General features: G+C 71.7%; 21 protein-coding genes. 16 read left to right on the top strand and 5 right to left on the bottom strand.

Annotated features, from left to right (window positions below):
• The first annotated feature begins 750 nt into the window (after nucleotides 1-750).
• Genes AB0B50_RS02985 through AB0B50_RS02960 form a run of 6 tightly spaced genes read left to right on the top strand, consistent with a single transcriptional unit; the run spans nucleotide 751 to nucleotide 5810 of the window.
• Entirely contained in the window at nucleotides 751-1614 is an 864-nt protein-coding gene (locus tag AB0B50_RS02985; RefSeq protein WP_362324524.1) for a 3-hydroxyacyl-CoA dehydrogenase family protein, read from the top strand.
• Nucleotides 1614-2279, top strand: coding sequence for a class I SAM-dependent methyltransferase (locus AB0B50_RS02980; RefSeq protein ID WP_362324521.1), 666 nt, complete (start codon nucleotides 1614-1616; stop codon nucleotides 2277-2279). The genes AB0B50_RS02985 and AB0B50_RS02980 overlap by 1 nt, the downstream gene beginning before the upstream one ends.
• A gap of 14 nt (nucleotides 2280-2293) precedes the next feature.
• Nucleotides 2294-2575 (top strand): acyl carrier protein, encoded by a 282-nt coding sequence (locus tag AB0B50_RS02975; protein WP_362324518.1) that lies wholly within the window; start codon nucleotides 2294-2296, stop codon nucleotides 2573-2575.
• Nucleotides 2568-3668 (top strand): acyl-CoA dehydrogenase family protein, encoded by a 1101-nt coding sequence (locus tag AB0B50_RS02970; protein ID WP_362324515.1) that lies wholly within the window; start codon nucleotides 2568-2570, stop codon nucleotides 3666-3668. Before AB0B50_RS02975 ends, AB0B50_RS02970 begins: the two co-directional genes overlap by 8 nt.
• Nucleotides 3665-4651 carry a 3-oxoacyl-[acyl-carrier-protein] synthase III C-terminal domain-containing protein gene (locus AB0B50_RS02965; protein ID WP_362324512.1) on the top strand — a complete coding sequence of 329 codons (987 nt, stop codon included), beginning with the start codon at nucleotides 3665-3667 and terminating at the stop codon, nucleotides 4649-4651. The genes AB0B50_RS02970 and AB0B50_RS02965 overlap by 4 nt, the downstream gene beginning before the upstream one ends.
• A gap of 46 nt (nucleotides 4652-4697) precedes the next feature.
• Nucleotides 4698-5810, top strand: a complete 1113-nt coding sequence (locus AB0B50_RS02960; RefSeq protein ID WP_362324509.1) for an HAD-IIIC family phosphatase — start codon at nucleotides 4698-4700, stop codon at nucleotides 5808-5810.
• Between the two features lie 51 nt (nucleotides 5811-5861).
• Here AB0B50_RS02960 and AB0B50_RS02955 read toward each other — a convergent pair whose 3' ends face one another.
• On the bottom strand, nucleotides 5862-7280 hold the full coding sequence (locus tag AB0B50_RS02955) for an MFS transporter (RefSeq protein ID WP_362325068.1): 1419 nt from the start codon (nucleotides 7278-7280) through the stop codon (nucleotides 5862-5864).
• A gap of 41 nt (nucleotides 7281-7321) precedes the next feature.
• Nucleotides 7322-8269 carry a nucleoside hydrolase gene (locus AB0B50_RS02950; protein WP_362324506.1) on the bottom strand — a complete coding sequence of 316 codons (948 nt, stop codon included), beginning with the start codon at nucleotides 8267-8269 and terminating at the stop codon, nucleotides 7322-7324.
• A gap of 294 nt (nucleotides 8270-8563) precedes the next feature.
• Between AB0B50_RS02950 and AB0B50_RS02945 the strand changes: the two genes are divergently transcribed.
• Nucleotides 8564-9550, top strand: coding sequence for a LacI family DNA-binding transcriptional regulator (locus AB0B50_RS02945; protein WP_362324503.1), 987 nt, complete (start codon nucleotides 8564-8566; stop codon nucleotides 9548-9550).
• A gap of 169 nt (nucleotides 9551-9719) precedes the next feature.
• Nucleotides 9720-10562 (top strand): methyltransferase domain-containing protein, encoded by an 843-nt coding sequence (locus AB0B50_RS02940; RefSeq protein ID WP_362324501.1) that lies wholly within the window; start codon nucleotides 9720-9722, stop codon nucleotides 10560-10562.
• Between the two features lie 510 nt (nucleotides 10563-11072).
• Here AB0B50_RS02940 and AB0B50_RS02935 read toward each other — a convergent pair.
• The gene (locus AB0B50_RS02935) at nucleotides 11073-12410 is read right to left on the bottom strand and encodes a M64 family metallopeptidase (protein ID WP_362324498.1); all 1338 of its coding nucleotides are present in this window, start codon (nucleotides 12408-12410) and stop codon (nucleotides 11073-11075) included.
• A gap of 173 nt (nucleotides 12411-12583) precedes the next feature.
• Here AB0B50_RS02935 and AB0B50_RS02930 point away from each other — a divergent pair, with 173 nt between their 5' ends.
• The 5 genes from AB0B50_RS02930 to AB0B50_RS02910 all read left to right on the top strand — a co-directional run bounded on the left by AB0B50_RS02930 (nucleotide 12584) and on the right by AB0B50_RS02910 (nucleotide 19438).
• Entirely contained in the window at nucleotides 12584-13972 is a 1389-nt protein-coding gene (locus tag AB0B50_RS02930; protein WP_362324495.1) for a helix-turn-helix transcriptional regulator, read from the top strand.
• A gap of 175 nt (nucleotides 13973-14147) precedes the next feature.
• Nucleotides 14148-15125, top strand: a complete 978-nt coding sequence (locus AB0B50_RS02925) for a hypothetical protein (RefSeq protein ID WP_362324492.1) — start codon at nucleotides 14148-14150, stop codon at nucleotides 15123-15125.
• A gap of 141 nt (nucleotides 15126-15266) precedes the next feature.
• Nucleotides 15267-16478: an FAD-binding oxidoreductase gene (locus tag AB0B50_RS02920; protein WP_362324489.1), complete on the top strand. Its 1212-nt coding sequence runs from the start codon at nucleotides 15267-15269 to the stop codon at nucleotides 16476-16478.
• Between the two features lie 45 nt (nucleotides 16479-16523).
• A complete protein-coding gene (locus AB0B50_RS02915) occupies nucleotides 16524-17912 on the top strand; it encodes a VOC family protein (RefSeq protein ID WP_362324486.1) in 1389 nt (462 codons plus the stop codon).
• The gene (locus AB0B50_RS02910; RefSeq protein WP_362324483.1) at nucleotides 17909-19438 is read left to right on the top strand and encodes an aldehyde dehydrogenase family protein; all 1530 of its coding nucleotides are present in this window, start codon (nucleotides 17909-17911) and stop codon (nucleotides 19436-19438) included. Before AB0B50_RS02915 ends, AB0B50_RS02910 begins: the two co-directional genes overlap by 4 nt.
• Nucleotides 19439-19488: 50 nt before the next feature.
• Here AB0B50_RS02910 and AB0B50_RS02905 read toward each other — a convergent pair whose 3' ends face one another.
• On the bottom strand, nucleotides 19489-20721 hold the full coding sequence (locus AB0B50_RS02905) for a MalY/PatB family protein (protein WP_362324482.1): 1233 nt from the start codon (nucleotides 20719-20721) through the stop codon (nucleotides 19489-19491).
• A 23-nt stretch (nucleotides 20722-20744) separates the two neighbouring features.
• Nucleotides 20745-21215, bottom strand: a complete 471-nt coding sequence (locus AB0B50_RS02900; RefSeq protein WP_362325065.1) for a peroxiredoxin — start codon at nucleotides 21213-21215, stop codon at nucleotides 20745-20747.
• 201 nt (nucleotides 21216-21416) lie between these two features.
• On the opposite strand from AB0B50_RS02900, the gene AB0B50_RS02895 reads away from it, so the two are divergent.
• The 3 genes from AB0B50_RS02895 (at nucleotide 21417) to AB0B50_RS02885 (ending at nucleotide 24601) form a co-directional block, all read left to right on the top strand.
• Nucleotides 21417-23678: an FUSC family protein gene (locus AB0B50_RS02895; RefSeq protein ID WP_362324479.1), complete on the top strand. Its 2262-nt coding sequence runs from the start codon at nucleotides 21417-21419 to the stop codon at nucleotides 23676-23678.
• A gap of 49 nt (nucleotides 23679-23727) precedes the next feature.
• Complete coding sequence (locus tag AB0B50_RS02890; protein ID WP_362324477.1) at nucleotides 23728-23994, top strand: hypothetical protein; 267 nt, start codon at nucleotides 23728-23730, stop codon at nucleotides 23992-23994.
• A 133-nt stretch (nucleotides 23995-24127) separates the two neighbouring features.
• Nucleotides 24128-24601, top strand: coding sequence for a carboxymuconolactone decarboxylase family protein (locus tag AB0B50_RS02885; RefSeq protein WP_362324474.1), 474 nt, complete (start codon nucleotides 24128-24130; stop codon nucleotides 24599-24601).
• The last annotated feature ends 30 nt before the right edge of the window (nucleotides 24602-24631 follow it).

Genomic DNA, 24631 nt, shown 5'->3' with positions numbered 1-24631 from the left:
AGAGGACGGAAATACCACGTCCGACGACCCTGCTTATGTCACTGTCTGTAAGCACACTCTGAGTCGACCCCCCGTCAGCTTCACTCGTCAACCGGAATCTAACATTGGATATCCAGCATCGGCAAGCACTTGATCTTCACATCCCACATGCATTTGCGCGCCATTCAACTACTCGGGGCGACACCCCCTTTGACCACGGAACTCTCGGTTCCGTTGCCTTCTAAACCACTCACATAGACCGGCATTTCGGGCGTCGTCTTTCAGCCAGCCATGGCACACAGTGAACACAACCGGGCAGTAAGCGGGCGCTGCGGGAGACCTACCGTCGGTAGCACCCGTACACGGCCCGCAGCCGCCCGGATCCGCGTTCCCCACCGGCCTCCGAGTTATTCATGGAAAGGTGTGGAGAAGTGAGAAGGAGGGCTCAACAAGGGGAAAGGCGCAGGCTGTCCAGCATTCCGACCCGACCCCCGATAGGCGAGCTAATGACATCTGGCCATCTCCCGGAACAATCATGCTACGGTCATGCGTCGTCGGGTCGAAGGGGAGAGCCATGGCATCGTCCTGCGAGGCGTGGAACATCGCATTGGCCTAGGCCTGATGACTTCTGATTGGCCTAGGCCTTGTGACTTCTGATTGGCCTGGGTCTGACGACTTCTGAAAGTCCCTCATCGGCCCTCATCAGCCCTTATCCGTCTTCCCGAGCGAACGATTCATTGATGTCAACCGCCAGGTAAGGGGAGGTATGCGGTGACAGAGGAAGAACCCACCCCTCGGCTGGCCGTTCTGGGCGCCGGCGTCATGGGGGTCAGCATCACGACGCTGGCTCTCGCGCGGGGCGTACCGGTCGTCCTGATCGAGACCGATCCGGCGAAGCGGGCGGACGCCCCGGCCAGGATCGAGCGCGAGCTGCGCACCGCTCACCTCATGGGCGTACGCGCGGACACACCGCGCGGGGAGCTGACCACCGGCGCTTCGGCGGCCGACTGCGCGGGCGCGGACGTGGTGATCGAGGCCATCACCGAGGAAGCCGGGCTCAAGGCCGCGGCGCTCACCGAAGCGGCCGGGATCGTGGGCCCGGACACCGCTCTCGTCACCAACACCTCGTCCATCCCCGTCGACGAGCTCGCGGGAAAGCTGCCGCACCCCGAGCAGCTGCTCGGCGTCCACTTCATGAATCCCACGTATCTGATCGGCACCGTCGAGGTGATCCGCGGCTCGCGCACGGCGCAGCGCGCGGTGGACTCGGTGGGCCGGCTCCTGTCGGCGCTCGGCCGCCGCGGCGTCTTCGTCGGCGACGGGCCGGGCTTCGTCACCAGCCGCGTGTTGCACCGCATGATCAACGACGCGGCGCGCGTCGTCGAGGAGGGGCGGGCCACCGCCGAGGACGTCGACACGCTGATGCAGGAGTGCCTGGGACACCGCACCGGGCCGCTGCGCACCGCCGACCTGATCGGCATCGACAACCTCGTGGACTCCCTGTGGGTGCTGCACCAGCGCACCGGCGACGAGGGCTGCCGCCCGTGCGACCTGCTGCTGCGCAAGGTGCGCGACGGCGAGCACGGCCGCAAGAGCGGACAGGGCTTCTACACCTATACGGGAGTGGTGTCCTGATGGCCGGTCAGCTGGCGGTGGACGAGCAACTCCTCGACTACGTACGTCAGATGTCGCTGCGTGACGACGACGTGCTGAGCGATCTGCGCGCCGAGACCTCCGGCATGCCGATGCTGCAGGCGATGCTGGTCCTGCCGGAGGAGGCCCAACTGCTGGCCCTCCTGGTGCGGGTGACCGGCGCCTCCAGCGTCCTGGAGGTCGGTACGTTCACCGGCTACAGCAGCCTGTGCATGGCGCGCGCCCTGCCGCCCGACGGCACGGTCGTCACCTGCGACATCAGCGAGCGCTGGCCCCGCATCGCCCGGCGCTACTGGGAGCGCGCGGGCGTCGCCGACCGGATCGACCTCCGGATCGGGGACGCCGCAAAGACGCTCGACCAGCTCACCGAGGAGCGCGGCGCCGGCAGCTTCGACCTGGCCTTCGTCGACGCCGACAAGGCCAACTACCTCCGCTACTACGAGCAGGCGCTCGCCCTGGTCCGCCCCGGCGGGCTGCTCGTCCTCGACAACACCCTCTTCTTCGGCAAGGTCGTCGATCCGGCCGCGCAGGACCCGGACACCCTGGCCATCCGTGAACTCAACACCCTGCTGCGTGACGACGACCGCGTGGACATCTCCATGCTCGCCGTCGCCGACGGCCTCACCCTCGTCCACAAGAAGCCCTGAGAGGAAGCGCGGAGATGAGCGAGCCCACCACGACCCGTCAGATATCGGCGGACCACGTCCGGACCGAGCTGAACCGGTTCCTGACGGAGCGCACCAAGACCGACTGGGCGGCGGACACCGACCTGTTCGCCACCGGCGGGGTGTCCTCCCTGTTCGCGATGGAGCTGGTGGTCCATGTGGAGAAGACCTTCGGCATCGCCGTCGAGGGCCCCAACCTCAGGATCGACAACTTCCGTACGGTGAACGCCATGACCGAGCTCGTGCTCCGTATCGCCGGGGCCGGCGCCGGTGAGTGACGAACTCCGGGACCTCATCGGCACGGAGATCGGCGACCGGGCCGCCGCGTGGGACCTGGAGGGCTCGATCCCGCTGGAGGTGCTCCGCGGGCTCGGCGCCAAGGGCGCGCTGTGCGCGGAGGTCCCCGCCGAATTAGGCGGACGCGGTCTGACGGGCCTCGAGAACGGTGAACTCACCGCCCACGCGGGCGCGTTGTGCAGCTCGCTGCGGAGCGTGATGACCTCGCAGGGCATGGCGGCGTGGACGATCCAGCGGTTCGGCACGCGGCGCCAGCGCACCGACGAGCTCACCCGGCTCACCCAGGGCGGCCTGGCCGCCGTGGCGTTCAGCGAGCCGCAGGCCGGCAGCGACCTCGCGGCGATCGCCACCACGATCGTGGACGACGGCGACGAGGTGGTCCTGAACGGCCACAAGGTGTGGTCGACCGCGGCAGCCTACGCAGACGTCGTCGTGGTCTTCGGCCGCTACCGTGACGAGGCCGCGGCCGTGGTGGTCCCCACCGACACGCCCGGCGTCACGGTGCGACCCGTCCCCCAGCCCCTCGGCTGCCGCGCGGCCGGGCACGCCGACGTCCTGCTCGACGACGTACGCCTGCCCGCCGCCAAAGTGCTCTCGGGCACGAGCCAGTCACTCGCCCTGCTCACCACGATCGCCCTCACCTACGGCCGTCTCTCGGTCGCGTGGGGCTGCGTCGGCATCATCCGCAGCTGTCTGCGGGCCGCCGCCTCCCACGCCCGTACCCGTGAGCAGTTCGGCAAGCCGCTCGCGCAGCACCAGTTGATCGCTCGTCACCTGTCGGAGCTGGTGGTCGCCGAGCAGACGTCGACCCGGGTGTGCGAGCACGCCGCAGGCTGCTGGGACAACCGTTCCGCCGAGTTGTCCGGCGCCGCGGTCCTCGCCAAGCATGTCGCAGCGGGCCAGGCCGCGCACGCCGCCTCCACCGCGGTGCAGGTCCTCGCGTCGGCGGGGTCGGTGGACGGCGAAGCGGTGGCCCGTGCCTACCGCGACGCCAAGTTGATGCAGATCATCGAGGGCAGCGAGGAGATCTGCCAGCTGATCCTCGCTGAGCGCGCGTTGGAAGGTGTGGCATGACGATCCCTGCCCCGATGAACCAGGCCGTGGGCATCGGCGCGATCCACTGCCTGCTGCCGGACGAGCGGATGTCCGTCGCGGACCTGCCCGAGCTGGCCCGTCTCACCGACGAGGAGCTGAAGTTCGCCGAGCAGGCGGGCATCAAGTCCGTCGGCGTCTTCCCCGACACCGAGCCGACCGAACTGGCCGCCCGCGCCTGCCGTGAGCTCGTCGCCGGGCAGTCCGACGTCCCCGACCTGCTGGTGCACATCGGGTCGCGGGCACCGGACGTACTGATCGGCTCGGACTCGGGGAAGATCGCGCACCTCGCCGGTCTCACGGGCACCTTCCCGTTCACCGTCGACGGCCTGGGCTGCGCGGGTTCCTCGGCCGCCTGGGGCCTCGGCCGCGATCTGCTCCTCGGCGATCCGTCCCGCAAGAGCGTCCTGATCACCTACGGCAGCCGGCCCACCGCGGCCGACCGGGTGCGCCGCCCCGTCACCGTGGTCGGTGACGGCGCGTTCGCGATGACGCTGGTCCGCGGCGGACGCCCGGTACTCAAGGCGCACCGCATGGAGGCCGACAGCTCCTTCCACGACCTGTTCAAGGTGGACTACAAACACCACCCCTGGTCCCAGTGGCGCGAGGAGTGCGCCGACAACGACCGCTACTCCTTCGAGCTGGCCATGCACAGCCGTACGCGGCTCGGCAAGCTCGTCGACCAGGTCCTCGCGGACGCGGGCCTCGGCAAGGACGCCGTGGCCGCCACCCTCATGCAGAACGTCACCGCCAGCGCCTTCCAGTTCTACAAGGCCACGCTGGAGCTGCCGATCCACCCGGTCTGCGCCACGCACCTGGCGGAGCTCGGCCACCTCGGCCCGATGGACGTCGTCCTCAACCTCGACCGCCTCCTCGCCACCGGGGAGCTGACGACCGGGCAGCACGTCCTCGTGCTCAGCAACAGCCCGGTGGCCGCCTGGACCGTGACGTTGTGGGAAGTGTGAGCGCGCCCCGAGGGAACGCGCCCCGAGAGGGAGAGGGAACAAGCCGGTGACCGAACCGCAGCCGACCGTCAAGTGCCTGGTCTGGGACCTGGACAACACCCTGTGGCGCGGCACGCTCGTGGAGGACGGCGAGGTGGTCCTGCACGAGGGGCTCCGCGACGTGATCGTCGCGCTCGACGAGCGCGGCATCCTCCAGGCGGTCGCGAGCCGCAACGACCACGACCACGCCTGGGGGCAGCTGGAGAAGCTCGGCCTCGCCGAGTACTTCGTGCTGCCGCGCATCAACTGGGGCGTGAAGTCCGCCTCGGTCGCGTCGATCGCCCAGGAGCTGAACTTCGCGATGAAGACGATCGCCTTCATCGACGACCAGCCGGCCGAGCGCGCCGAGGTCGAGTTCCACCACCCCGAGGTCCGCTGCTATCGGGCGGAGGACGCCCGCACGCTGCCGGAACTGCCGGAGTTCACGCCGCCGGTGGTGACCGGCGACGCGCGCCGCCGCCGGCAGATGTACCAGGCAGGAATCCGCAGGGAGACCGAGCGCACCGAGCACGCGGGCACCGACGACGAGTTCCTGCGCTCGCTCTCCCTGGAGCTGCGCATCGAGCGCGCGGGCGACGAGGAGATCGCCCGGGTCGAGGAACTGACCCTGCGCACCAGCCAGATGAACGCGACGGGGGTGCACTACTCCGACGAGGCGCTGCGCGCCCTGGTCGCCGACGAGCGGCACGAGGTGCTCGTGGCCTCGCTCACCGACCGCTTCGGCCCGCACGGCGCGATCGGCGTGATCCTGCTCGAACGGCGCCCCGGCACCTGGCACATCAAGCTCCTCGCCACCTCCTGCCGCGTGGTGTCCTTCGGCGTGGGGGCGGCGCTGCTGCGCTGGCTCACGGACGAGGCGGCGCGGGCCGGGGTGTCGCTGACGGCCGGGTTCCGGCGCACGGAACGCAACCGCATGATGGAGGTCGCCTACCGCTTCGCGGGATTCGAGGAGGCGCCCACGCAGGCACAGCCACATGACGGCGACAAGGAGGCGGAGGGGGTGCAGACCCTCGTCCTCATCCCCACTCGCCAGGACCCGCCCGCACACCTCAGGGTCCTCGCCCCGCGCCTGTTCGGCTCCCCGCACGAGGCCGTCGAGTGGGCGCCCGCCGCGCAGTGAACCACCGGTCCGCGCCACGACCGAGCCGTGGTGCGGACCGGGACTGCGGGCTCACTCCGCGGCTTCCGCCTCCACCGGCTTCGGGATGAGGAAAGACGTCGCGAAGGCCGCCGCGATGAGCACGACTCCGGCGATCATGCCTGCCGTGTATCCGGCGGGCGACGTCTTGTCGGCCGGTGCCGCCGCGGTCTGCACGGCGTACAGGACGGCGAAGCTGAGGCCCGCGCCGAGGTTGAACGCGCCCGCGTTCAGACCCGGCAGGAAGCCCGGGTTCTCCTTCGGGGAGAGCACGATGCCGAGGCCGTTGAGGACGATGTTGCCCACGCCCGCGTAGGTGACGCCGATGAGGATCGACGCCGCGAGGAGCAGCAGCCGCGAGTCGGCGTGCAGCGTGAACAGCATCAGGGTGACCGTCACGGCCGAGCCGATCAGGCCGATGCGCAGGATGCGGCCGTAGCCGTACGTGGCGGCCAGGCGCCCGGCGAGGGGGCCCATCGCGAGGCCCGCGAGGGCGTACGGCGTCAGGGTCCACCAGGCGGACTGCTCGGCGGTCATGCCGAAGCCCGCCTGCGCGTCCTGGGCGAAGGCCGGGATCATGCCGTTCATGACGGCGAAGACGCCGGTCATGGTGAGGACCGTGGTGAGCAGCAGTGCCCAGGTGGAGCGCTGGCGCAGGTGCCGGGTGGCGACCAGCGGATGGCTGCTGCGGTCCTCGGTGCGCCAGAACAGGGCGAAGGCGATGGCGGTGACGACGAACAGGCCCGCGACCAGCGGCCAGTTCGCCTTGCCGAGCTTGCCGGCCTCGTTCAGGGCGATGAGGGCCGCGCCGACGGAGATGACGAGGAGGGTGACGCCGGGCCAGTCCATGCGGCTGTCGGCGGAGTCGGCGGACCGTTGAGCAACCGACTCCGGGGTCAGGGTGGCGACCAGCAGAGCGGCGACCGCGGCCACGGCGGCCATCACCCAGAACACCGACTGGAAGCCGTAGTGGTCGGCGAGGAAACCGCCCGCGAGGGAGTCGACGCCCGCGATGCCGCCGTTGACGGCGGTGATGACGCCGAGCAGCGTGCCGTACTTCTTGGGCTCGTGGACTTCGTTGCGGAGCATGATCAGGCAGAGCGGCACGGTGGGCCCGGAGACGCCCTGGATGACACGGCCGGCGAAGAGCATCGGCACGCTCTCGGCGAGCGCGGCCACGACACAGCCGACGACCATGAGCGCCAGCATTCCGGCGAGCACCCTGCGGCGGCCGATGAGGTCGCCGAGGCGCGGCAGGAAGAGCGAGAAGAGCGCGGCCGAGGTGAAGAACGCGGTCTGGGTCAGGCCGACCTCGGCCGAGGTAGCCCCGAGGGAGTCCTCGATGTTCTTCAGGGCGGGGCTGAGCATGCTCGCGTTGAGCTGGAAGGCGAAGCAGGCCGCGAGGAGCGCGGTGACCAGGACGCCGATGCGGACGGGGCGTGAGCCCCGCATGCCGCCGCCGGGGGCAGCGGCCGGTTCGGTGAAGGAGGCGTTCATGCGCGGACGTCACCGATCCGTTCGAGGGCGTCGATGATCAGGTCCCAGAAGCGCTGGTGGTCCAGGTCGACGGCGACCTGGGTGTGGCAGTCGTCGGGGGCGGGCGCGCGGAAGTCCGTCACGGTCATGCCGAGGGTGAGGGTGCCGGTCAGCTCGATGTCCACGGGGGCCTTGCGGACCGTCATGACGCTCGGGTCGATGACGTAGGCGACGGCGCAGGGGTCGTGGACCGGCGGCGCGTCGAAGCCCTGGGCCTCCAGGTACATGGCACCGAAGAAGTCGAGGAGCTCGTTGACGAAGACGGCGGGCTTCGTGCCGACCTTCGCGATGCGCTCGACGACCTCGGGGGTGGCGAGCGCCTGGTGGGTCAGGTCGAGGCCGACCATGGTGACGGGCCAGCTCTCGTTGAAGACGATGTGCGCGGCCTCGGGGTCGATCTTGATGTTGAACTCGGCGACCGGGCTCCAGTTGCCGGTGTGGTAGCCACCGCCCATGAGGACGACCTCGCGGACGCGCTCGACGATGCGGGGCTCCTTGCGGGCGGCGAGGGCGACGTTGGTCAGGCCCGCGGTGGGGACGATGGTGATCTCGCCGGGCTCGTGCGCCATGACCGTGTCGATGATCAGGTCCACGGCGTGCCGGGAGTCGAGCTCCAGGGTCGGCTCGGGCATGACCGGGCCGTCGATGCCGCTCTCGCCGTGGATGTCCGGGGCGGTCTCGACCTCGCGTACGAGGGGACGGGGGCAGCCCGCGGCGAAGGGGACGCCGGTGATGTTCGCGATGCGGGCCACCGACAGGGCGTTGCGGGTGACCTTCTCCAGGGTCTGGTTGCCCACCACGGTGGTGACGGCGACCAGCTCGACATCCGGATTGCCGTGCGCCAGGAGCATGGCGATCGCGTCGTCGTGCCCGGGGTCGCAGTCCAGGATGATCTTTCGGGGCATCGCGGAACCTCTTTGTTCGGCTGAGTCGGCGCTGCGGGGCGAAGACTCGGGAAAACGTTCTCCCAAAACTGTGTGCACAGCTGCGAATTATGTCAATGGCGGACGACACAGCACGGCAAACTCGCCCGGAACGGACACAGTTCGGAGCGGCACGGAGGCGGATCACAGCAGCACAAATAGGGCGAAAGTACACGCAGAATCGACCCTGGTGACGCCGCGAGGCCGCTGATAACGTTTGCCGAAACATACCGAAGGGCGGGTGGGCGCGGCGTGGCCGACGTAACGCTGAGAGATGTGGCCCGTGCCTCCGGCTGCTCCGTCGCCACGGTCTCCCGGGTCCTGGCCGGCACGCGGCCCGTCGGCACGGAGACCGCCCGCCGCGTCCGCGAGGTCGCCGACGCGCTCGGCTACCGGCCCAACCACGCGGCGCGGGCGCTGCGCAGCCGCTCCACCGGCACGGTCGGCCTGGTCCTGCCGCAGATCACGAACCCCTTCTACCCCGCGCTCGTGCGGGAGTTGACGCACGCCCTGAACGCCGACGGGCGCGCCGTGCTCCTCGCGGACTGCGACGACGACCCGGCGGCCGAGGCGGAGTACATCGCCGATCTGCTGAGCCGGCAGGTCGACGCCCTCCTGGTGATCCCCGCGCACGAGGACCGCAGCAGGCAGGCGGTGGCCTCGGCGGCGGCCCGGGTGCCGCTCGTCCTGATGGACCGGGGCTGCGGGCCCGGCATCGCCGACTCCGTCGCGGTCGACAACAGCGCGGGCATGGCCCTCGTACTCGACCATCTGGTGGCCACGGGCCGGCGCCGCGTCTGCTTCATCGGGGCGGCGGGCACGGCATCGGCGGCCGCCGAGCGCCGCGCCGCGTACGCGGCCGGTGCGGGCGCACTGGATCCCGCGGCGCCGGACCGGGTGTTCCTCGGGGACTTCTCCGTGGAGTGGGGCCGCGCCGCGGTCGACGAGGTGTGGCAGGACCGGCCCGACGCCCTGGTCTGCGCCAACGACCTCATCGCCATCGGCGCGCTGCAGCGCCTGCAGCAGCTGGGCGCCGACGTGCCCGGCGAGGTCGTCGTCACGGGCTTCGACGACATCCCGATGGCGGCGCTGTTGGCACCGGGCATCACGACGGTCCGCCAGCCGGTGCCGGAACTGGCCGCCGAGGCGGCGCGCCTCCTCGGCCACCGCCTCGCCGACGGCGCCGGCGACGGCGGCCCCCAGCGCGCGATACGCCTCGCGCCGGAACTCGTCGTACGCGAATCGAGCCGCGTCGCCCCGTGACCGCGCCCGGACACGAGCCGCGCGCGAATCCCCGCTCACGACAGCTGGCCTGTTCGCGCCCTGGGAAGGGCGACGAACCATGCGTAAAGCTGATCTCCGGGTGAAGCTGATCACCGGGTCGAGCTGATCTCTGCACCGCACGGACATCACCGAGCGAGGGGTGGCAACCATGCCGAACGACAGCGCGCAGCCTTTCGAGGAAGCGACACGCAGCTACTACGAGACCGATGATGTCGACGCGTTCTACGACGCCGTCTGGGGCGGCGAGGACATCCACATCGGGATCTACGACCACGAGCACGAGGCGATCGCCGACGCCTCCCGCCGCACCGTCGAGCGCGCCGCGGCCGAGGTCGCCGACCTGCTCACGCCGGGCAGCACCGTCCTCGACCTCGGGTCCGGGTACGGCGGTTCCTCCCGCCATCTGGCCGAGCACTTCGGCTGCCGCGTCGTCGCCCTCAACATCAGCGAGGCGCAGAACCGGCGCCATCGCGCCGCCAACGTCGAGCGCGGGCTCGACGGACTCATCGAGGTCGTCACCGGTTCCTTTCAGGACATTCCCTACGGGGACGGGCACTTCGACGTCGTCTGGTCCCTGGAGGCCTTCTGTCACAGCGGAGACCGGACGCGCCTGATCGGCGAGGCCGTTCGCGTGCTCAAGCCTCAAGGGGCGCTGGTGTTCACGGACTTGATGGCCGCCGACGACTCCTTGGAGGAGGCGCTGCGGTCCACCGTGTCCCGGCTCGGCGTGGACGCGCTGGCCACGCCGGAGTTCTATCTCCGCGCCCTTGCCGAACTCGGCGTCTCCCGCGCCGACTTCGACGACCGGAGCGGTCACTTGACCCAGCACTATGTGCGGCTGACCGAGGAGACCGAGAGGCGTCAGGAGGAGCTGCGCGGCGTCATCAGCCCCGCCTACGTCGACAACCTGCTCGCCAATCTGCCCCTCTGGGCGGACGCGGCCCGCCGCAAGCAGCTGCGCTGGGGCATCTTCCACGGCCGTCGCGCCTAGCGCCGCACCGGCACGGAACAGCGCACCGCGCCCCGGCCCGGACGAGTCTCCGGGCCGGGGCGCCGCGGCCTCGGGCGGGTTACGCCGTGACGCCGCCGGACTGCGAGGTCCCGGCACCGGGCTGCGGGCTCTCAGCACCCGGCGCGCTGGGCCGGGCGGGCAGATCTCCGGCTTGCCCGTGGGGCCGGGCGGGCAGATCTCCGGCTTCGGCTTCGACGGGCCCGGCGGGCAGATCTCGGGCTTCGGCTTGCCCGGCTTGGTATGGGGCTTGCCCGGCTTGACCTGCGGCTTTCCGGACTTCGCGCCCTGGCCGGTGGACTTCCAGGAGGTCACTGTGCCGTTCGGCGTCAGCTTCACGTACACACCGTCGTTGAGGGGAACGGCCGCCTTGTCGACTTTGCACAGGTTAGTAACGGCCACTGCTCGGCTGATGCAAGATCCCGGGAGGAACGCCGACCGGCCGACGACACCGGGTGCCCCGGCGTGCCGGCCGACCGGCGCCTCACCGGCTCAGCGCGTCACCCGCCACTCGACCGTGTCCGTCAGAAGGGACCGCAGCTCAGGATCCCTGACCGCGTCCGTCGGGTCCGTGGCACGGACCGACAGCGTGTGGGCGCGGCCGTCGGACGGGACACCGAGGGCGCGCGGCGTCACCACGGCCTCGTCCCTCACCCGTCGGACCTCTCGGCCGTCGACGCTCCAGCGGAGCCGGACCCCGTCCGCCACCTCGACGCGGACCTTGGTGTCCCGTCGCACCGCGCGGTCCGTGGCCGTCGCCGGGGTGACGACGGACGCGTGCCGGTGGAAGCCCGCGATCATGGCCTCGCGTCCGGGCAGGTTGAACTCACGGCCGAGCGTGCGCATGATCGAGTCCGTCGTGGGGCGGTAGAGACCGCGCGGGTAGTAGCCGCCGCCTTCGTACGCGCCGACCGTGCCGCCGTCCGGCGAGGTCTGGCCGATCCACCGGTACCACTTCTTCTTCTGCGCGGTGAGCTGGGCCGCCGTGAGCTTGCTGATGTTGGACTCCCACGGCTCGGCACCCGTGTAGGTGCCGTACTCCTCGTACCAGTACTCGTCGGCCAGCTTGCCCAGCGAGTGGCCGGTCTCGTGGACGGCGACCTGGTCGGACTGGGCGTGGTCGGAGGAGGCCGTGGCGATGCCGTCGTAGCCGGACGGCGAGGTGATGTCGTTGTAGCCCGCGCCGCCGTACTTGGTGGAGTTGGCGAGGACGATGACGAGATCCGGGTCGGCGGCCTTCTTCGCGTACGACTCCACCTTGTTGGTGTCGACGCACAGCAGGCGTTCGATGCCGTCGCAGAAGAACGCCGAGCCGAGGGCGGTGTCCTTCACGGTGCCGCTCGTCGGGTCGCCGGAGACGCCCGACTGCCGCGAGACCGCGTCCACGGCCCAGACGTTGAAGAGGTTCTTGTACGAGGCGTACGGCTCCACGGCGGAAATCTTCGCCCACTTGGCGCGCACGTCGGCGTGGAAGTCCTCCTGCTGCGCGGAGGTGTAGCCGTCGCCGATGAAGACCACGTCGAGCTTGGTGTCGGTGGGCCCCGCCTGCACGATGGGGACGACGTCGCCGTCGCCCTTGATCCTGGCGCGCTCCTTCGGGGCGAGCGGCTCGGAGGCGGGGACCTCGGTGTGCCGGGGGTGGGCGCCGGGTCCGGTGAAGTACTCGACGCGCTCGGTCCGTTGCGCAGCGGGGCCCGGTTCGTCCGCCGCCGTGGCCGTGCCCGCCGGGGCGGTCACCGCGAGCGCCGCGGTGAGGGCGATGCCGGAGGCGAGGGCGATGCGCAGCGGCGTGCGTCTGGCACGGCCGGGTATGGGATGCGTGGGGGGCATGGTCGTCCTTCCGAAGTCCGCGATATAAATGGCGGGTTAAGCGGGGTTAAGGCGCGGCTCAACGTAGGGGTTCTCGGGACTCCAGGCAATGGGTGTGCGTCAAGTTGTCGGTGCGAGCGGTGAGTTCACGCCGCCGGGGTCGACGGCCGAGTGCGGTGCACGGAGGGGCGGCAATGGCACAGAAGAGTTCCGAGGGCGCACGCCCCGACGACCCGGCCGAGATCGGGCGGCGCGTCCTGCGTCTGCGCGGTGAACGCGGCTTGACCCAGCGGCAGTTGGCCGAGCCTGCCTACACCCCCGCGTACGTCTCCACCTTGGAGTCCGGCAAGGTGCGTCCCTCCGAGGCCGCCCTGCGCCACCTCGCCGAGCGCCTCGACGTCAGCTACGAAGAGCTGGCCACGGGCCGCCCCGCCCACCTGGGTGCCGGCCTGCGCCTGCGACTCACCGACGCCCGGCTCGCCCTGGCCACCGGCGCGCCCGAGGACGCGGCGGCGCTGTTCCGTGCCCTGCGCGAGGAAGCCGTCGGGCACGCTCTCGTCGAGGAGGAGGCCGCCGCGCTCCAGGGGCTCGGCGACTGTCTCCTGGAGTCGGGTGAACTCGCCGGCGCCCGCGACTGCTTCGCCGCCGTCGAGCGGCTGCTCGCCGACGAGCCGCTGCCGCGCCGCGTCCCGGCCATCCGCGGCCGCGCCACCGCCCATCTGCTCACCGGTGAACTCCGCTACGCCTGCTACCTGCTGGAGAGCACCCTCGACGAACTCGACGCCGCGGGGCTGCACGACCCCGACGCGCTGCTGCTCCTGTACACGGCGTCCATCGCGCCGTACATGGACATGGGCGCCCACGCGCGGGCCGCGCACGCCGCCGAGCTGGCCCTCGCCCTCGCGCCGCGCGTCGACGACCCGGCGCTGGTCGCGGGGATGCACCGCGGGGTGGCCCGCACGCTCATCGCCGAGGGCCGCATCGCCGAGGCCGACGCGTCGCTCGCCAAGGCCCAGGAGCTCTACCGCCAGCTGCACATCCGCACCGAACTCGCCCACTGCCACTGGATGCGCGGCTACGTGCACGCCCAGGACGGCGACCTGGAGCACGCCGAGAGCGAGCTGCGCACGGCCCGCGACATCCTCGCCTCCAAGCGGGCCGCACTCTTCACCGAGCAGGTCGAGGTCGAGCTCGCGGACGTGCTGCGGCGGCGGGGCAGGACCGAGGAGGCGGAGACGCTGCTGCGGCCCCTGCTCACGACCGGCGACGACGAGGGCACCGGCTCGCTCGGCGCCGGGCGCGGCGCGGTGCACGCGGGCGGCGCGCACCGCCTGCTCGGGCTGATCGCGGAGGACCGGGGCGACACCGAACGCGCCGAGGAGCACTACTGCGCCGCCCTGTCCCTGCTCGAACGCTCCAGCGCGGCAGGGGACTTGGCTGACCTCTGCCGTCTGCTGGGGGATCTGCTGCGTCGCACCGGACGGGTGGAGGCCGCGATGGACGCGTACCGCACGGGTCTCGGGCACCGGGCCGCCCCCGGCACGACCACCCTGGGACCCGCGCCCGCCACTCCCCCGATGTAGGGCACGGCGCGCACGGCCCGCCACGGCGTCGAAAGCCCCGCCGCTGCATCGAAAGATGTACCGCCATTTCATCCACGGCTACGACTCCCAAGATCGCCCGGACGCCGACGATGAAAGGGACGGTGAACGCGCCCCGCAGCCGGCGCCTTCGTACAGCGGTATCGAGGAGAGACCCATGGCAGCCCCGCCCCCGCACCCCCGCGTACTCGCAGCCCCGCCCTCGTTCGTCGGGGCCCTGGGACGGGCCCTCGTCGGCGGCGCCGTCATGGGCGTGGCCCTCGGCGCGGGCACGGCGCTGGGTCCCGCGATCGCCGACGCCGTCGGGGCGACCGGGGTCCTGGCCAAGCTCATCCCGGCCGCGCTGGTCAGCCTGGCGGCCGTGCCCCTGGTCGTGTACGCGCTGCGCCGCCGGGGCGGATCCCTCGAGGACATCGGCTTCGGCACCGCGGGCGAGAACCTGCGGGCCCTGCTCGTCGGGGCGGGCGTGACGACGGGCGCCGCGGCGCTCGTGCTCGGCGCGGGGACGGCGGCCGGGCTGCTGCGCTGGTCGAGCCCCGAACTGCCCGCCCTCGCGGGATTCCTGGTGGCCAACGGCGTGGTCGCGCTGCTCCTGGAGGCGCTGCCCGAGGAGACGACGCTGCGCGGCTACACATGGGCCTCGCTGCGCGTCCGCCTCGGCGGCGTCGGCTCCGCGCTCGGCACGACGGCCGTGTTCCTGGTCGTTCCCGGCCTGTCGACAGTGGTGGGCGCCGTGGTCGCGCCCCTGGTGGGCGAGGACGCGGACCCCGTCGGGCTCGCGCCGGGCGGTGGGAATCCGGTCGACTACCTCATCCTCCTGACGGTGTTCGGCTTCATGCTCGTCACGGCCCGCACCGCGCTGCGGCGCGCCCCGCTGTGCGTCGGCATCGGTGCCCATCTGGCCTTCCTGACCGTGAACCGGGTCGTGTTCGAGGGGGACGAGCGCGGTGCGGGCTGGTCCGTGGAGCCGTCGTCGCCGGACGTGGAGCTGCTCGTACCGGTGTATCTGCTGGTCGCCACGGCCGCCTTCATGGTGGTGCGGCGGATGGGGAAGCGGCCCGGGGACCGCGCCGCGGCCGCGCTCGGGCCGGAGCCCGCGGCGGGCGTCGCGCCCGCCGTCGCGGCACCGCACTGATCCGGCCGTACCGGGATCTTCGACGGCTCCGACGCATGGACGGCACAGGGCGGGGTGCTGCACCATGGCGGGCAGACAGCTGTTCAGCGTTCCCCGCCACGCCATGACAGCCCAGGCCAACGCCTGGAAGGGAGCGGCCACTTGGCCTCCTCACCGCCCCTGCCGGAACCGACCGCACCTGCCGACCGCACCGCCCGTCGTACCCTGCCGTCCACCGCCGACGTCGTGATCGTCGGGGGTGGGGTGATGGGCGCGAGCATCGCCTTCCACCTCGCAGAAGCGGGCGTACGCGACATCGTCGTCGTCGAGCGCGGCGAACTGGGCGGCGGCAGCTCGGGAAAGCCGATCGGCGGCGTGCGGGCGCAGTTCTCGGATCCGCTCAACATCGAGCTGGGCAACCGGAGTCTGCGCGCCTTCCGTGACTTTCCCCGTCGCCCCTGCGCGGACATCGGACTGGACACCGTCGGCTACCTCTTCCTGCTGACCGGCGCCCGGCAGGCGGCGGACTTCGAGGAGAGCGTGCGGACACAGAACCGCCTCGGCGTCCCCAGCCGCATGATCGGCCCCCGCGAGGCCCGCGTGCTCTGCCCCTACCTCAGCGCCGAGGGCCTGGTGGCCGCCGCCCACTCCCCCGCCGACGGCCACGCGCGGCCCGCGCTCGTCGTCCGGGGGTACGCGCGTGCCGCGGCGCGCGCGGGCACGGTCTTCGCCACGCACACCGCCGTCACCGGCATGGACACGGTCGGCGAGCGCGTCACCGTCGTGCACACCGACCGCGGGCCCGTCTCCTGCGAGGCGGTGATCTGTGCCGCCGGGGCCTGGTCGGCGCGGATCGGCTCCCTGGTGGGCGTCGATCTGCCGGTGCGCCCGCTCCGGCGCCAACTCGCCTTCACCGTCCCGCTGGTGCCTGCCGCGCCGCGCATCCCCTTCACGATCGACTTCGCGTCGTCGGCGTACTTCCACAACAGCGACGACGGACTGCTGCTCGGCCTCGCCGACCCCGGCGAGACCGAGGGCTTCGACACCACGTGGACACCCGAGTGGCTGGACCTGTTCCGTGCGGTCGTGCGGCAGCGCGCGCCCGCCCTCGCCGACATGGAGACGTGCCGAGGCTGGGCGGGTCTGTACGAAGTCACCCCGGACCACAACGCGCTCATCGGGCGCGCCGCCTCGCCGGTCAACTTCCTCTACGCCACCGGGTTCTCCGGGCACGGCTTCCTGCAGGCCCCCGCGGTGGGCGAGATCGTCCGCGATCTGTTCCTGGAACGGCGGCCGTGCGTCGACGTCACCCCGCTCGGCGCGGACCGCTTCCGCACCGGGGCCGAGAGCCGCCCGGAAGCCCATGTGGTCTGAGGCGCGGGCCAGTTGGGGTGACCGTATCGAAAGGACTTCGTTTCGATGATCGGGCAGTGGCGGCTGCGCGCCGCGTTCGCCGAGCGGCTCTCGCGGATGTACGGGCGCGAGGTCCCGGCGTACACCACGCTCGTGGACGTCTCGCGCGAGGTCAACGAGGACGTCCTGCGCGCCCGGGGCGCCGACGCCGAACGCCTCGGCTCCATCGCTCGTGTCACCGCCGAACGGCACGGCGCCGTCCGGGTCGGCACTCCGGAGGAAATGCGGCAGGTGGCCCGCGTCTTCGGCGCCCTCGGCATGCACCCCGTCGGCTTCTACGACCTGCGCGACACCGCCTCCAGCGCGCTGCCCGTCGTGTCGACCGCGTTCCGTCCCGTGGCCGAGGACGAACTGGCCCGCAATCCGTTCCGGGTCTTCACCTCCATGCTGACCGTCTCCGACCCCCGCTTCTTCGACGCGGACCTGCGCGAGCGCCTCACCGCGTTCCTCGCGGGACGCGAGCTCTTTCCGCCGGAGCTGCTCGCGCTCGCCGACCGGGCCGAGGCGGAGCGCGCACTGCCCGAGGAGGAAGCCGAGCGGTTCCTCGACCTTGCCGTGCGCGCCTTCGAGTTGTCGTCCGAGCCCATCGACAGGGACTGGTACACCGCCCTGGAGCGGATCTCCGCCGTCGCCGCGGACATCGGCGGCGTGCGCAGCACCCACATCAACCACCTCACCCCTCGCGTCCTGGACATCGACGAGCTGTACCGACGCATGACCGAGCGCGGCATCGAGATGATCGACACCATTCAGGGGCCGCCCCGCTGGGCGGGGCCCGACGTCCTGCTGCGCCAGACCTCCTTCCGGGCGCTCGCCGAACCGAGGGCCCTGCGTGCCGCGGACGGCGGCGTGAGCAGCGGGACGCTGCGGGTGCGCTTCGGCGAGGTCGAGGCCCGCGGCATCGCCCTCACCCGCGAGGGCCGCGCCCTGTACGACCGCATGCTCGCCCTCGTCGACGAACGGGCGGCGCACCGTCCCGCCGCCGAGCGCGGGGACATCGCGCGGGCCGTGTGGGCCGAGCACCTGCCGTCGAGCGAACGCGAACTCGCCGCGCGGGGGCTCGGGTTCTTCACCTACCACGTGGTGCCCGACCGGCCCCGGGACGGCAGCCGTCCGCCCACCGACATCGAGGGGCTCCTCGACGGCGGCTGGGTGCGGGCCGAGCCGATCGTGTACGAGGACTTCCTGCCGCGTTCCGCCGCCGGCATCTTCCAGTCCAACCTCAGCGACACGGGGTCCAGGAACAGCGGCCAGGTAGGCAGTTCGTACGACGTGGACTCGCTCTCCGGCGTGCTGGGCCGCGAGGTCGTCGACCCCTTCGCGCTGTACGAGCGGCAGCGGGACCGCTCCCTCGCCCACGTCGCCCGCGCACTCAGCCCCCAGGGAGCCTCATGACCGGCATCGTCCTGCCCACCACCGACGCGCTGCGTGCCCGTGCCCGCGCCGCACTCGACCGCGTCGGCGTCGCCGTCCCCGAGGGCGAGGCCCTGTGGTCCCGCACCCCCGTCACCGGCGAGAACCTCTTCGGCCTCGCCGCGGCGGGCCCGGCCGGGACCGAGGAGGCGCTGGCCGCTGCCCGTGCGGCCTTCCTCGACTGGCGCACCACGCCCGCGCCGCGCCGGGGTGAACTGGTGCGGCGGCTCGGCGAGTTGCTGCGCGAGCACAAGGAGGACCTGGCCGACCTGATCACCATCGAGGCGGGCAAGATACGCTCCGAGGCCCTCGGCGAGGTCCAGGAGATGATCGACATCTGCGACTTCGCCGTCGGCCTGTCCCGGCAGCTCTACGGCCGCACCATCGCATCGGAGCGCCCCGGGCACCGCCTGGCGGAGACCTGGCACCCCCTCGGAGTCGTCGGTGTCATCTCCGCGTTCAACTTCCCCGCCGCCGTCTGGTCGTGGAACACCGCCGTCGCGCTGGCCTGCGGCGACACCGTGGTGTGGAAGCCCTCCGAACTCACCCCCCTCATCTCGCTCGCCTGCGACCGGCTCCTTTCCCGTGCCGCCGAGGACGCCGGGGCGCCCCGCGACGTGCACCGGCTGCTGCTCGGCGGCCGCGCCGTCGGGGAGCGGCTCGTGGACGACCCGCGCGTCGCGCTGGTCAGCGCCACCGGCTCGACCCGCATGGGGCGCGAGGTCGGCCCGCGCGTCGCCGCCCGCTTCGGGCGTTCCCTGCTCGAACTCGGCGGCAACAACGCCGTGGTGGTCGCCCCGTCGGCCGATCTGGATCTCGCCGTGCAGGGAATCGTGTTCGCCGCGGTCGGCACGGCCGGGCAGCGCTGCACGACGCTGCGCCGCCTGATCGTGCACCGCGACGTCGCCGACACGCTCGTCGGCCGGCTCACCGCCGCCTATCAGAAGCTGCCCATCGGTGACCCCTTCGACCGGGCCACGCTCGTCGGCCCGCTCATCTCCACCCGGGCGCTGGACCGGATGCGGGGCGCGCTGGCCCGCGTACGCGACGAGGGCGGCGAGCTCCTGGCGGGCGGCGCCCGCCGCGCGGTGGACACGGCGCCCCACGCCGCGTACGTCGAACCGGCCGTGGTCCGCGTCGCCGGGCAGACCGACGTCGTCCGCGAGGAGACGTTCGCTCCCCTTCTGTACGTGATGACGTACGACACCTTCGACGAGGCGATCGCCCTGCACAACGACGTGCCGCAGGGCCTGTCGTCGAGCATCTTCACCCGCGACCAGCAGGAGGCCGAACGCTTCCTGTCCGCCGAGGGCTCCGACTGCGGCATCGCCAACGTGAACATCGGGACGTCCGGCGCGGAGATCGGCGGCGCGTTCGGCGGGGAGAAGGAGACGGGCGGCGGCCGCGAGTCCGGTTCGGACGCGTGGCGGGCCTACATGCGGTCGGCCACGAACACGGTCAACTACTCCAGCACGCTCTCCCTCGCACAGAACGTCAGCTTCCTCTGACGCTCACGGGCGTGGTCCGGTGGCTCTCGCGGGCGTGGTCCGGGTGACTCTCACGGGCATGGCCCGAGGCCGGTGAGCGCGCGGCCCATCCGCTCCACCGCCTCGCGCAGGATCTCCGGTGACGTGGCGAAGTTGAGGCGTACGCAGCCCGCGCCGCCGGTGCCGAAGACGTGTCCTGAGCTGAGCGCCACGCGGGCCTTGTCGAAGAACAGCTTCGCCGGTCCCGCGAGGTCGCTCACGATGCCGGGTCCCGCGCCGTCCTCGTCGTGCAGGGCGAACCGGGTGCAGTCCAGCCAGGCGAGATACGTTCCCTGCGGCGGGTGGTAGCCGACGTGGGGAAGGTTCTCCTCGACCAGGGTGCCCAACAAGCTCCGGTTGGCGTCGAGTCCGACGAGGAGTTCGTCGAGCCACTCGCCCCCGTCGCGGAACGCCGCCGTGTGGGCCAGGATGCCCAGGTGGCTGGGGCCGTGGCTGACTTCCTCCGGCATCCGGCGCAGGTCGTCCGCGGCCTCGCTGCCCGCGACGGCCAGGGCGGCCTTGAGGCCCGCGAGGTTCCAGGCCTTGGACGCGGAGATGACGCAGAAGCCGTCCTCGGAGCCGGGAACGCTGAGGAACGGCGTGAAGTGGGCTCCGGGGAGGATCAGCGGGGCGTGGATCTCGTCGGCGACCACGCGCACGCCGTGGCTGCGGGCGAGCGCGGCGATGGCCTCCAACTCGGCGCGCGTGTGGACGACGCCGGTCGGGTTGTGCGGATTGCTCATCAGGAACGCGGCCCGCCGCCCGCCTCGCCGGGCACAGATGAACGCCTCTTCGAGCGCGCCCAGGTCGGTGCGCAGATCGGGTCCGAGGCGGGCCTCGACGATGTCCCGTCCGTCGTGGGAGACGAACGCGTAGAACGGCGGGTACACCGGCGAGCAGACGACGACCGCGTCACCGGGGTCGGTGATCAGGCGCAGGACCTCGACGATGCCCATCATGACGTCGGGCACGATCGCGGTGTTCTCGACCCGCAGGCCGTCCCAACGCCAGCGCGCGGCGGCGAACTCCGCGAGGGACTCGGCGTACGCGGTGCCGAAGGGGTACCCGGTGTCGCCGCGGTCGACGGCCCGGTGCAGGGCGTCGGCGACGGGCGGCGCGAGGGGGACGTCCATCTCCGCCACCCACAGCGGGAGGACGTCCGAGGGGTGTGCGCGCCACTTCATGCTGGTGCGCTGTCGCAGTTGCTCCACGGACAGCGCCACCAAGGGGTCCGTCCGGCGGTCCGACGAGTCGCTCATGCTCATCCACTGCTCTCCCCGGGCTGAGGTCAGCCCTTTTCGAGACGGCGTACGGCTGCCAGGGCACGGTCGGCGTGCGCATTCATGCGCAGTTCGCTGCGGACGACTTCGGCGACGGTCCGGTCCCGGCCGATGACGAACGTGACGCGCTTGGTGGGCGCGAGGGAGAAGCCGCGCGCGACCCCGAATCGGCCGCGCACCGCGCCCTCGGGGTCCGAGAGGAGGGGGAACCCGAGGGTGTGCCGCTCCGTGAACTCCCGCTGGCGCTCCACCCCGTCGCCGCTGATCCCCACGGGCCGCGCCCCCGCGGCACCGAACTCGGCGGCCAGATCACGGAAGTGACAGGCCTCGGCCGTGCAGCCGGGCGTGAGAGCCGCCGGATAGAAGAACAGCACCACGGGGCCGTCCGCGAGCAGTTCGGAGAGCTGCCGCGGGGTGCCGGTCTCGTCCGGCAAGGTGAAGTCCTCGACGGTGTCGCCCACCGCCACGCGCACGCTCATGCCCTGCTGCCCTGCTGCCCTGCTGCCCTGCGACGTACGGTCCGTCGACGCTGCCACGGTGCCTCCTGGAGTGCGGGAGCGAAACCCTACTCCAGTCATGATCCCCACGGACCACCCCATGCGATGCTGGGGCACGCCAGGCCCACGACAGGGCCGGTGACCAGGGAACATGGGACGAGCCAGGGAGCGTACGGGATCGCGATGGCAGCGGCACGACGGACAGCGAAGGGGGTCTGGGACCGGTTCTCGGCCTCCGACCCGGGACTCCTGCGGCTCATGGCGGGGCTGCGCACGGTCGGGGCGATCCTCCTCGCCCTCGCCGTGCTCGCCCCGCTCGGCACCTCGGTGTCCCATCTGGTGGCGGGCGCGATGGCGGCGATGGTCGCCACGTTCGCCATCCAGGAGAAGGAGGTGCGCGGCCAGGCGATCACGCTGGCGCTCGGCCTGCCCGTGGCGCTCGCGGCGATATCCCTGGGAGCGCTGCTCAACTCCCGTGTCGTCACGGGTGACCTCTTCTTCATCCTGCTGATCTTCGGGGCGGTGTACTCCCGCCGGTTCGGCGACCGGGGCACCGCGCTCGGCCTGATCGGCTTCCAGGTCTACTTCGTCTCCCTGTTCGTGGACGCGTCCGTCTCGGCGCTTCCGGGGCTGTTCCTGACGCTGACCATCGCCTTCGTGTGCAGCGCGATCGTGCGGTTCGCCGTGGTGCCGGAGACTCCGGAGCGGACCCTCGCGCGGCTGCGCGAGGCCTTCCGGGCCCGGCTCGCCCAACTCGTGGCCCACCAGATCGAACTCCTCGACGCCGACGCCGACGACGTGCCGGGGATCCTGGACGACCTGCGGCGCAGCACCGCCCGGCTGCACGAGGCCGCGCTCATGATCCAGGGCCGTCTCGAAGAGGGCACGCGCGACGCGTCCGCCGCGGCGCTGCTGCAGCGCAGGGTCGCCGACGCCGAGATCGCCGCGGAGCGCCTCGGCGTCCTGCTCCTGAACGCGCGCAGTGCCGAGCGCGTCGAGACCATCACGCTGCACCTGCCGAACGCCCCCGCCCCCGCGCCGGGGCGCACCCGCATCGGGCAGGACGCGGGCTCCGCGCTGCGCAGGGATCTGCGGGCCCTGCATCTGCTCGTCGTACGCCTGGTGCCCGACGATCGCGGTACGGCGCTTCCGTACGTACGCAACAGGCTGCTCGGATACCGCGAGGAGCAGGGTCTTCCACAGGGTTCGCCGGCGGTCCAGGACTGTTTCCGCGCGGTCGGTGAGGCGGCGCGCGCGATCCTGGGTCTGCGTCTCGCGGTGGACGGTTCGCGCGACGAGGAGTACGACACCCCGGAGGCCGCCCGCTCCCGCGAGGAGTTCGAGGCGGAGGAGATATCGCTCTTGGGTGAGGCGGTGGAACAGGCGGAGGAGGAGCCGACGGGGCTGCGGCGGCCGACGACCAGGGCGGCCGTGCAGGTCTCGGTGGGTTCGGCGCTCGCCATCGTCGGGGGCGAGTTCCTGTCCACGCAGCGGTGGTACTGGGCGGTCCTGACCTGCTGGGTGGTCTTCCTCAACACCGCGTCCACGGGCGAGATCCTGGTCAAGGGCTACCGCCGTCTCGTCGGCACGGTCCTCGGCGTGGTGGCCGGTGTGGCGCTGGCCGGAGCGGTCGGGAACCACACCTGGATCGCGTTCGCCCTGGTCGTGCTCTGCATCTTCGGCATGTTCTTCACGGCCCCTCTGTCGTACGCGCTGATGTCCTTCTTCGTCACCGCGATGCTGGGCCTGCTCTACACGCTGCTCAACACCTACAGCCTGGACGTCCTCGTGCTGCGCATCGAGGAGACGGCGCTCGGCGCGGCCTGCGGGATCATCGCGGCGGTCCTCGTCCTGCCGGTGCGCACCTCGCACCGCACGGACGAGGAGCTCGGCACCGTCCTCGCGCGGCTGCGGGACGTCGTGTCGGCCGCCGTGTCCCAGCTGAGCGGCGGTCCCGCGGTCGATCTGGTCGACCTGGCGCGGGACTTGGACACGGCGCTGGACGATCTGCGCAGCTCCACGAAGCCGTTGACGCATCCGATCGCCCCGCTGCGGGCCCGGCGCCAGACGGCCCGCTATGTCGTCGCGCTCCTGGAGACGTGCGCGTACCACGCCCGTTCGCTGGCGGCGACGGCCGAGCTCGTGCCCTCCAGCAAGAGCGTCGCGGCCGACGCGCGCCTCGCGCTCGCCGGGCGGCGCATCACGCACAACATCGACCTGATCGCGGCGCAGGTCCGTGACGAGGAGCCGGACGGCACCATCGAGTCGGGGGCGAGCATCGCCTCGATGCTGGACAGCGGCCGCCACGAGGTCCTGCGGACCGGATCGGTGGCGTTCCGTGTGCTGCGGCATCTGCAGCGGCTCGACGAGGGGATCGTCGGCCTGGCCCGGCCGCTCGGGGTACCGCTCGCGGGGCGCGATGCCGGGGTCACCCCACCTTCGTGACGCCCTCGCCCAGGGCCCCGTTGTCAGTGCCGCATGCGACGCTCGCACCATGGACGAGCTGATACGGCGCCGTGTCTACGGCGCGGACCACGACGACCCGGATCCGGGCCCGCAGCCCGGCCACGCCTATCGGGAGTTGTCCGGTGGGCCGCTCGACGGGCTGCTCCTCGATGTCACGGGGTGGACGCAGCGGCAGCTCGCCGAGGGGGCGCTCCTGGTCACCGAGATCGGGGCATACGGACCCGGCGGCCGTGCCGACTACGGACCGCGGCCCGGTTCGGACGTGATGTGGGACTGGCGGGGTGACACTCCCTGATCGCGGGGCCGTCGCGGGGCCGTCGCACGACCGCAGCATGCGAGACGCGTGTCACATTCCGTCGTGTCACAGGAGATCGCGCTCCCTCGTCTCAGGGGTGTACGACTCAGCGACGATCACCGAGGAGCACCCCATGGACGCGCGACTGAACTACTTCGCCAGCCCCACCGCCGGCAAGGCCTTCAAGTACCTCATGTCGGCGGGCAGGACGCTCAAGGACTCCGCTCTGCCGATCGCGACGCAGGAGCTCGTGGCGCTGCGCGTCAGCCAGATCAACGGCTGCGGCGCCTGCATCGACATGCACACCAAGGACGCCACCGCGGCCGGCGAGACCTCACTGCGGCTCAACCTCGTGGCCGCCTGGCGCGAGGCCACCGTCTTCACCGAGGCCGAGCGTGCCGCCCTGGAGTTGGCGGAGGAGGGCACCCGGGTCGCGGACGCGGCCGGTGGCGTCAGCGATGAAGTGTGGGCGCGTGCCGCCAAGTTCTACGACGAGGAGCGCCTCACCGCCCTGGTGCTCCTCGTCTCGTTCATGAACATGGCCAACCGGATGAACGTCATCGCCCGGCAGCCTGCCGGTGACTACCAGCCCGGCCAGTTCCACTGAGGACAAGCGTCACCGGATTCGGCCAACACC

This window comes from Streptomyces sp. NPDC041068 (assembly GCF_040647455.1).
GTDB lineage: Bacteria > Actinomycetota > Actinomycetes > Streptomycetales > Streptomycetaceae > Streptomyces.
The sequence above is the reverse complement of the archived record's forward strand: the minus strand, read 5'-3'. Positions and strand labels throughout refer to the sequence as shown.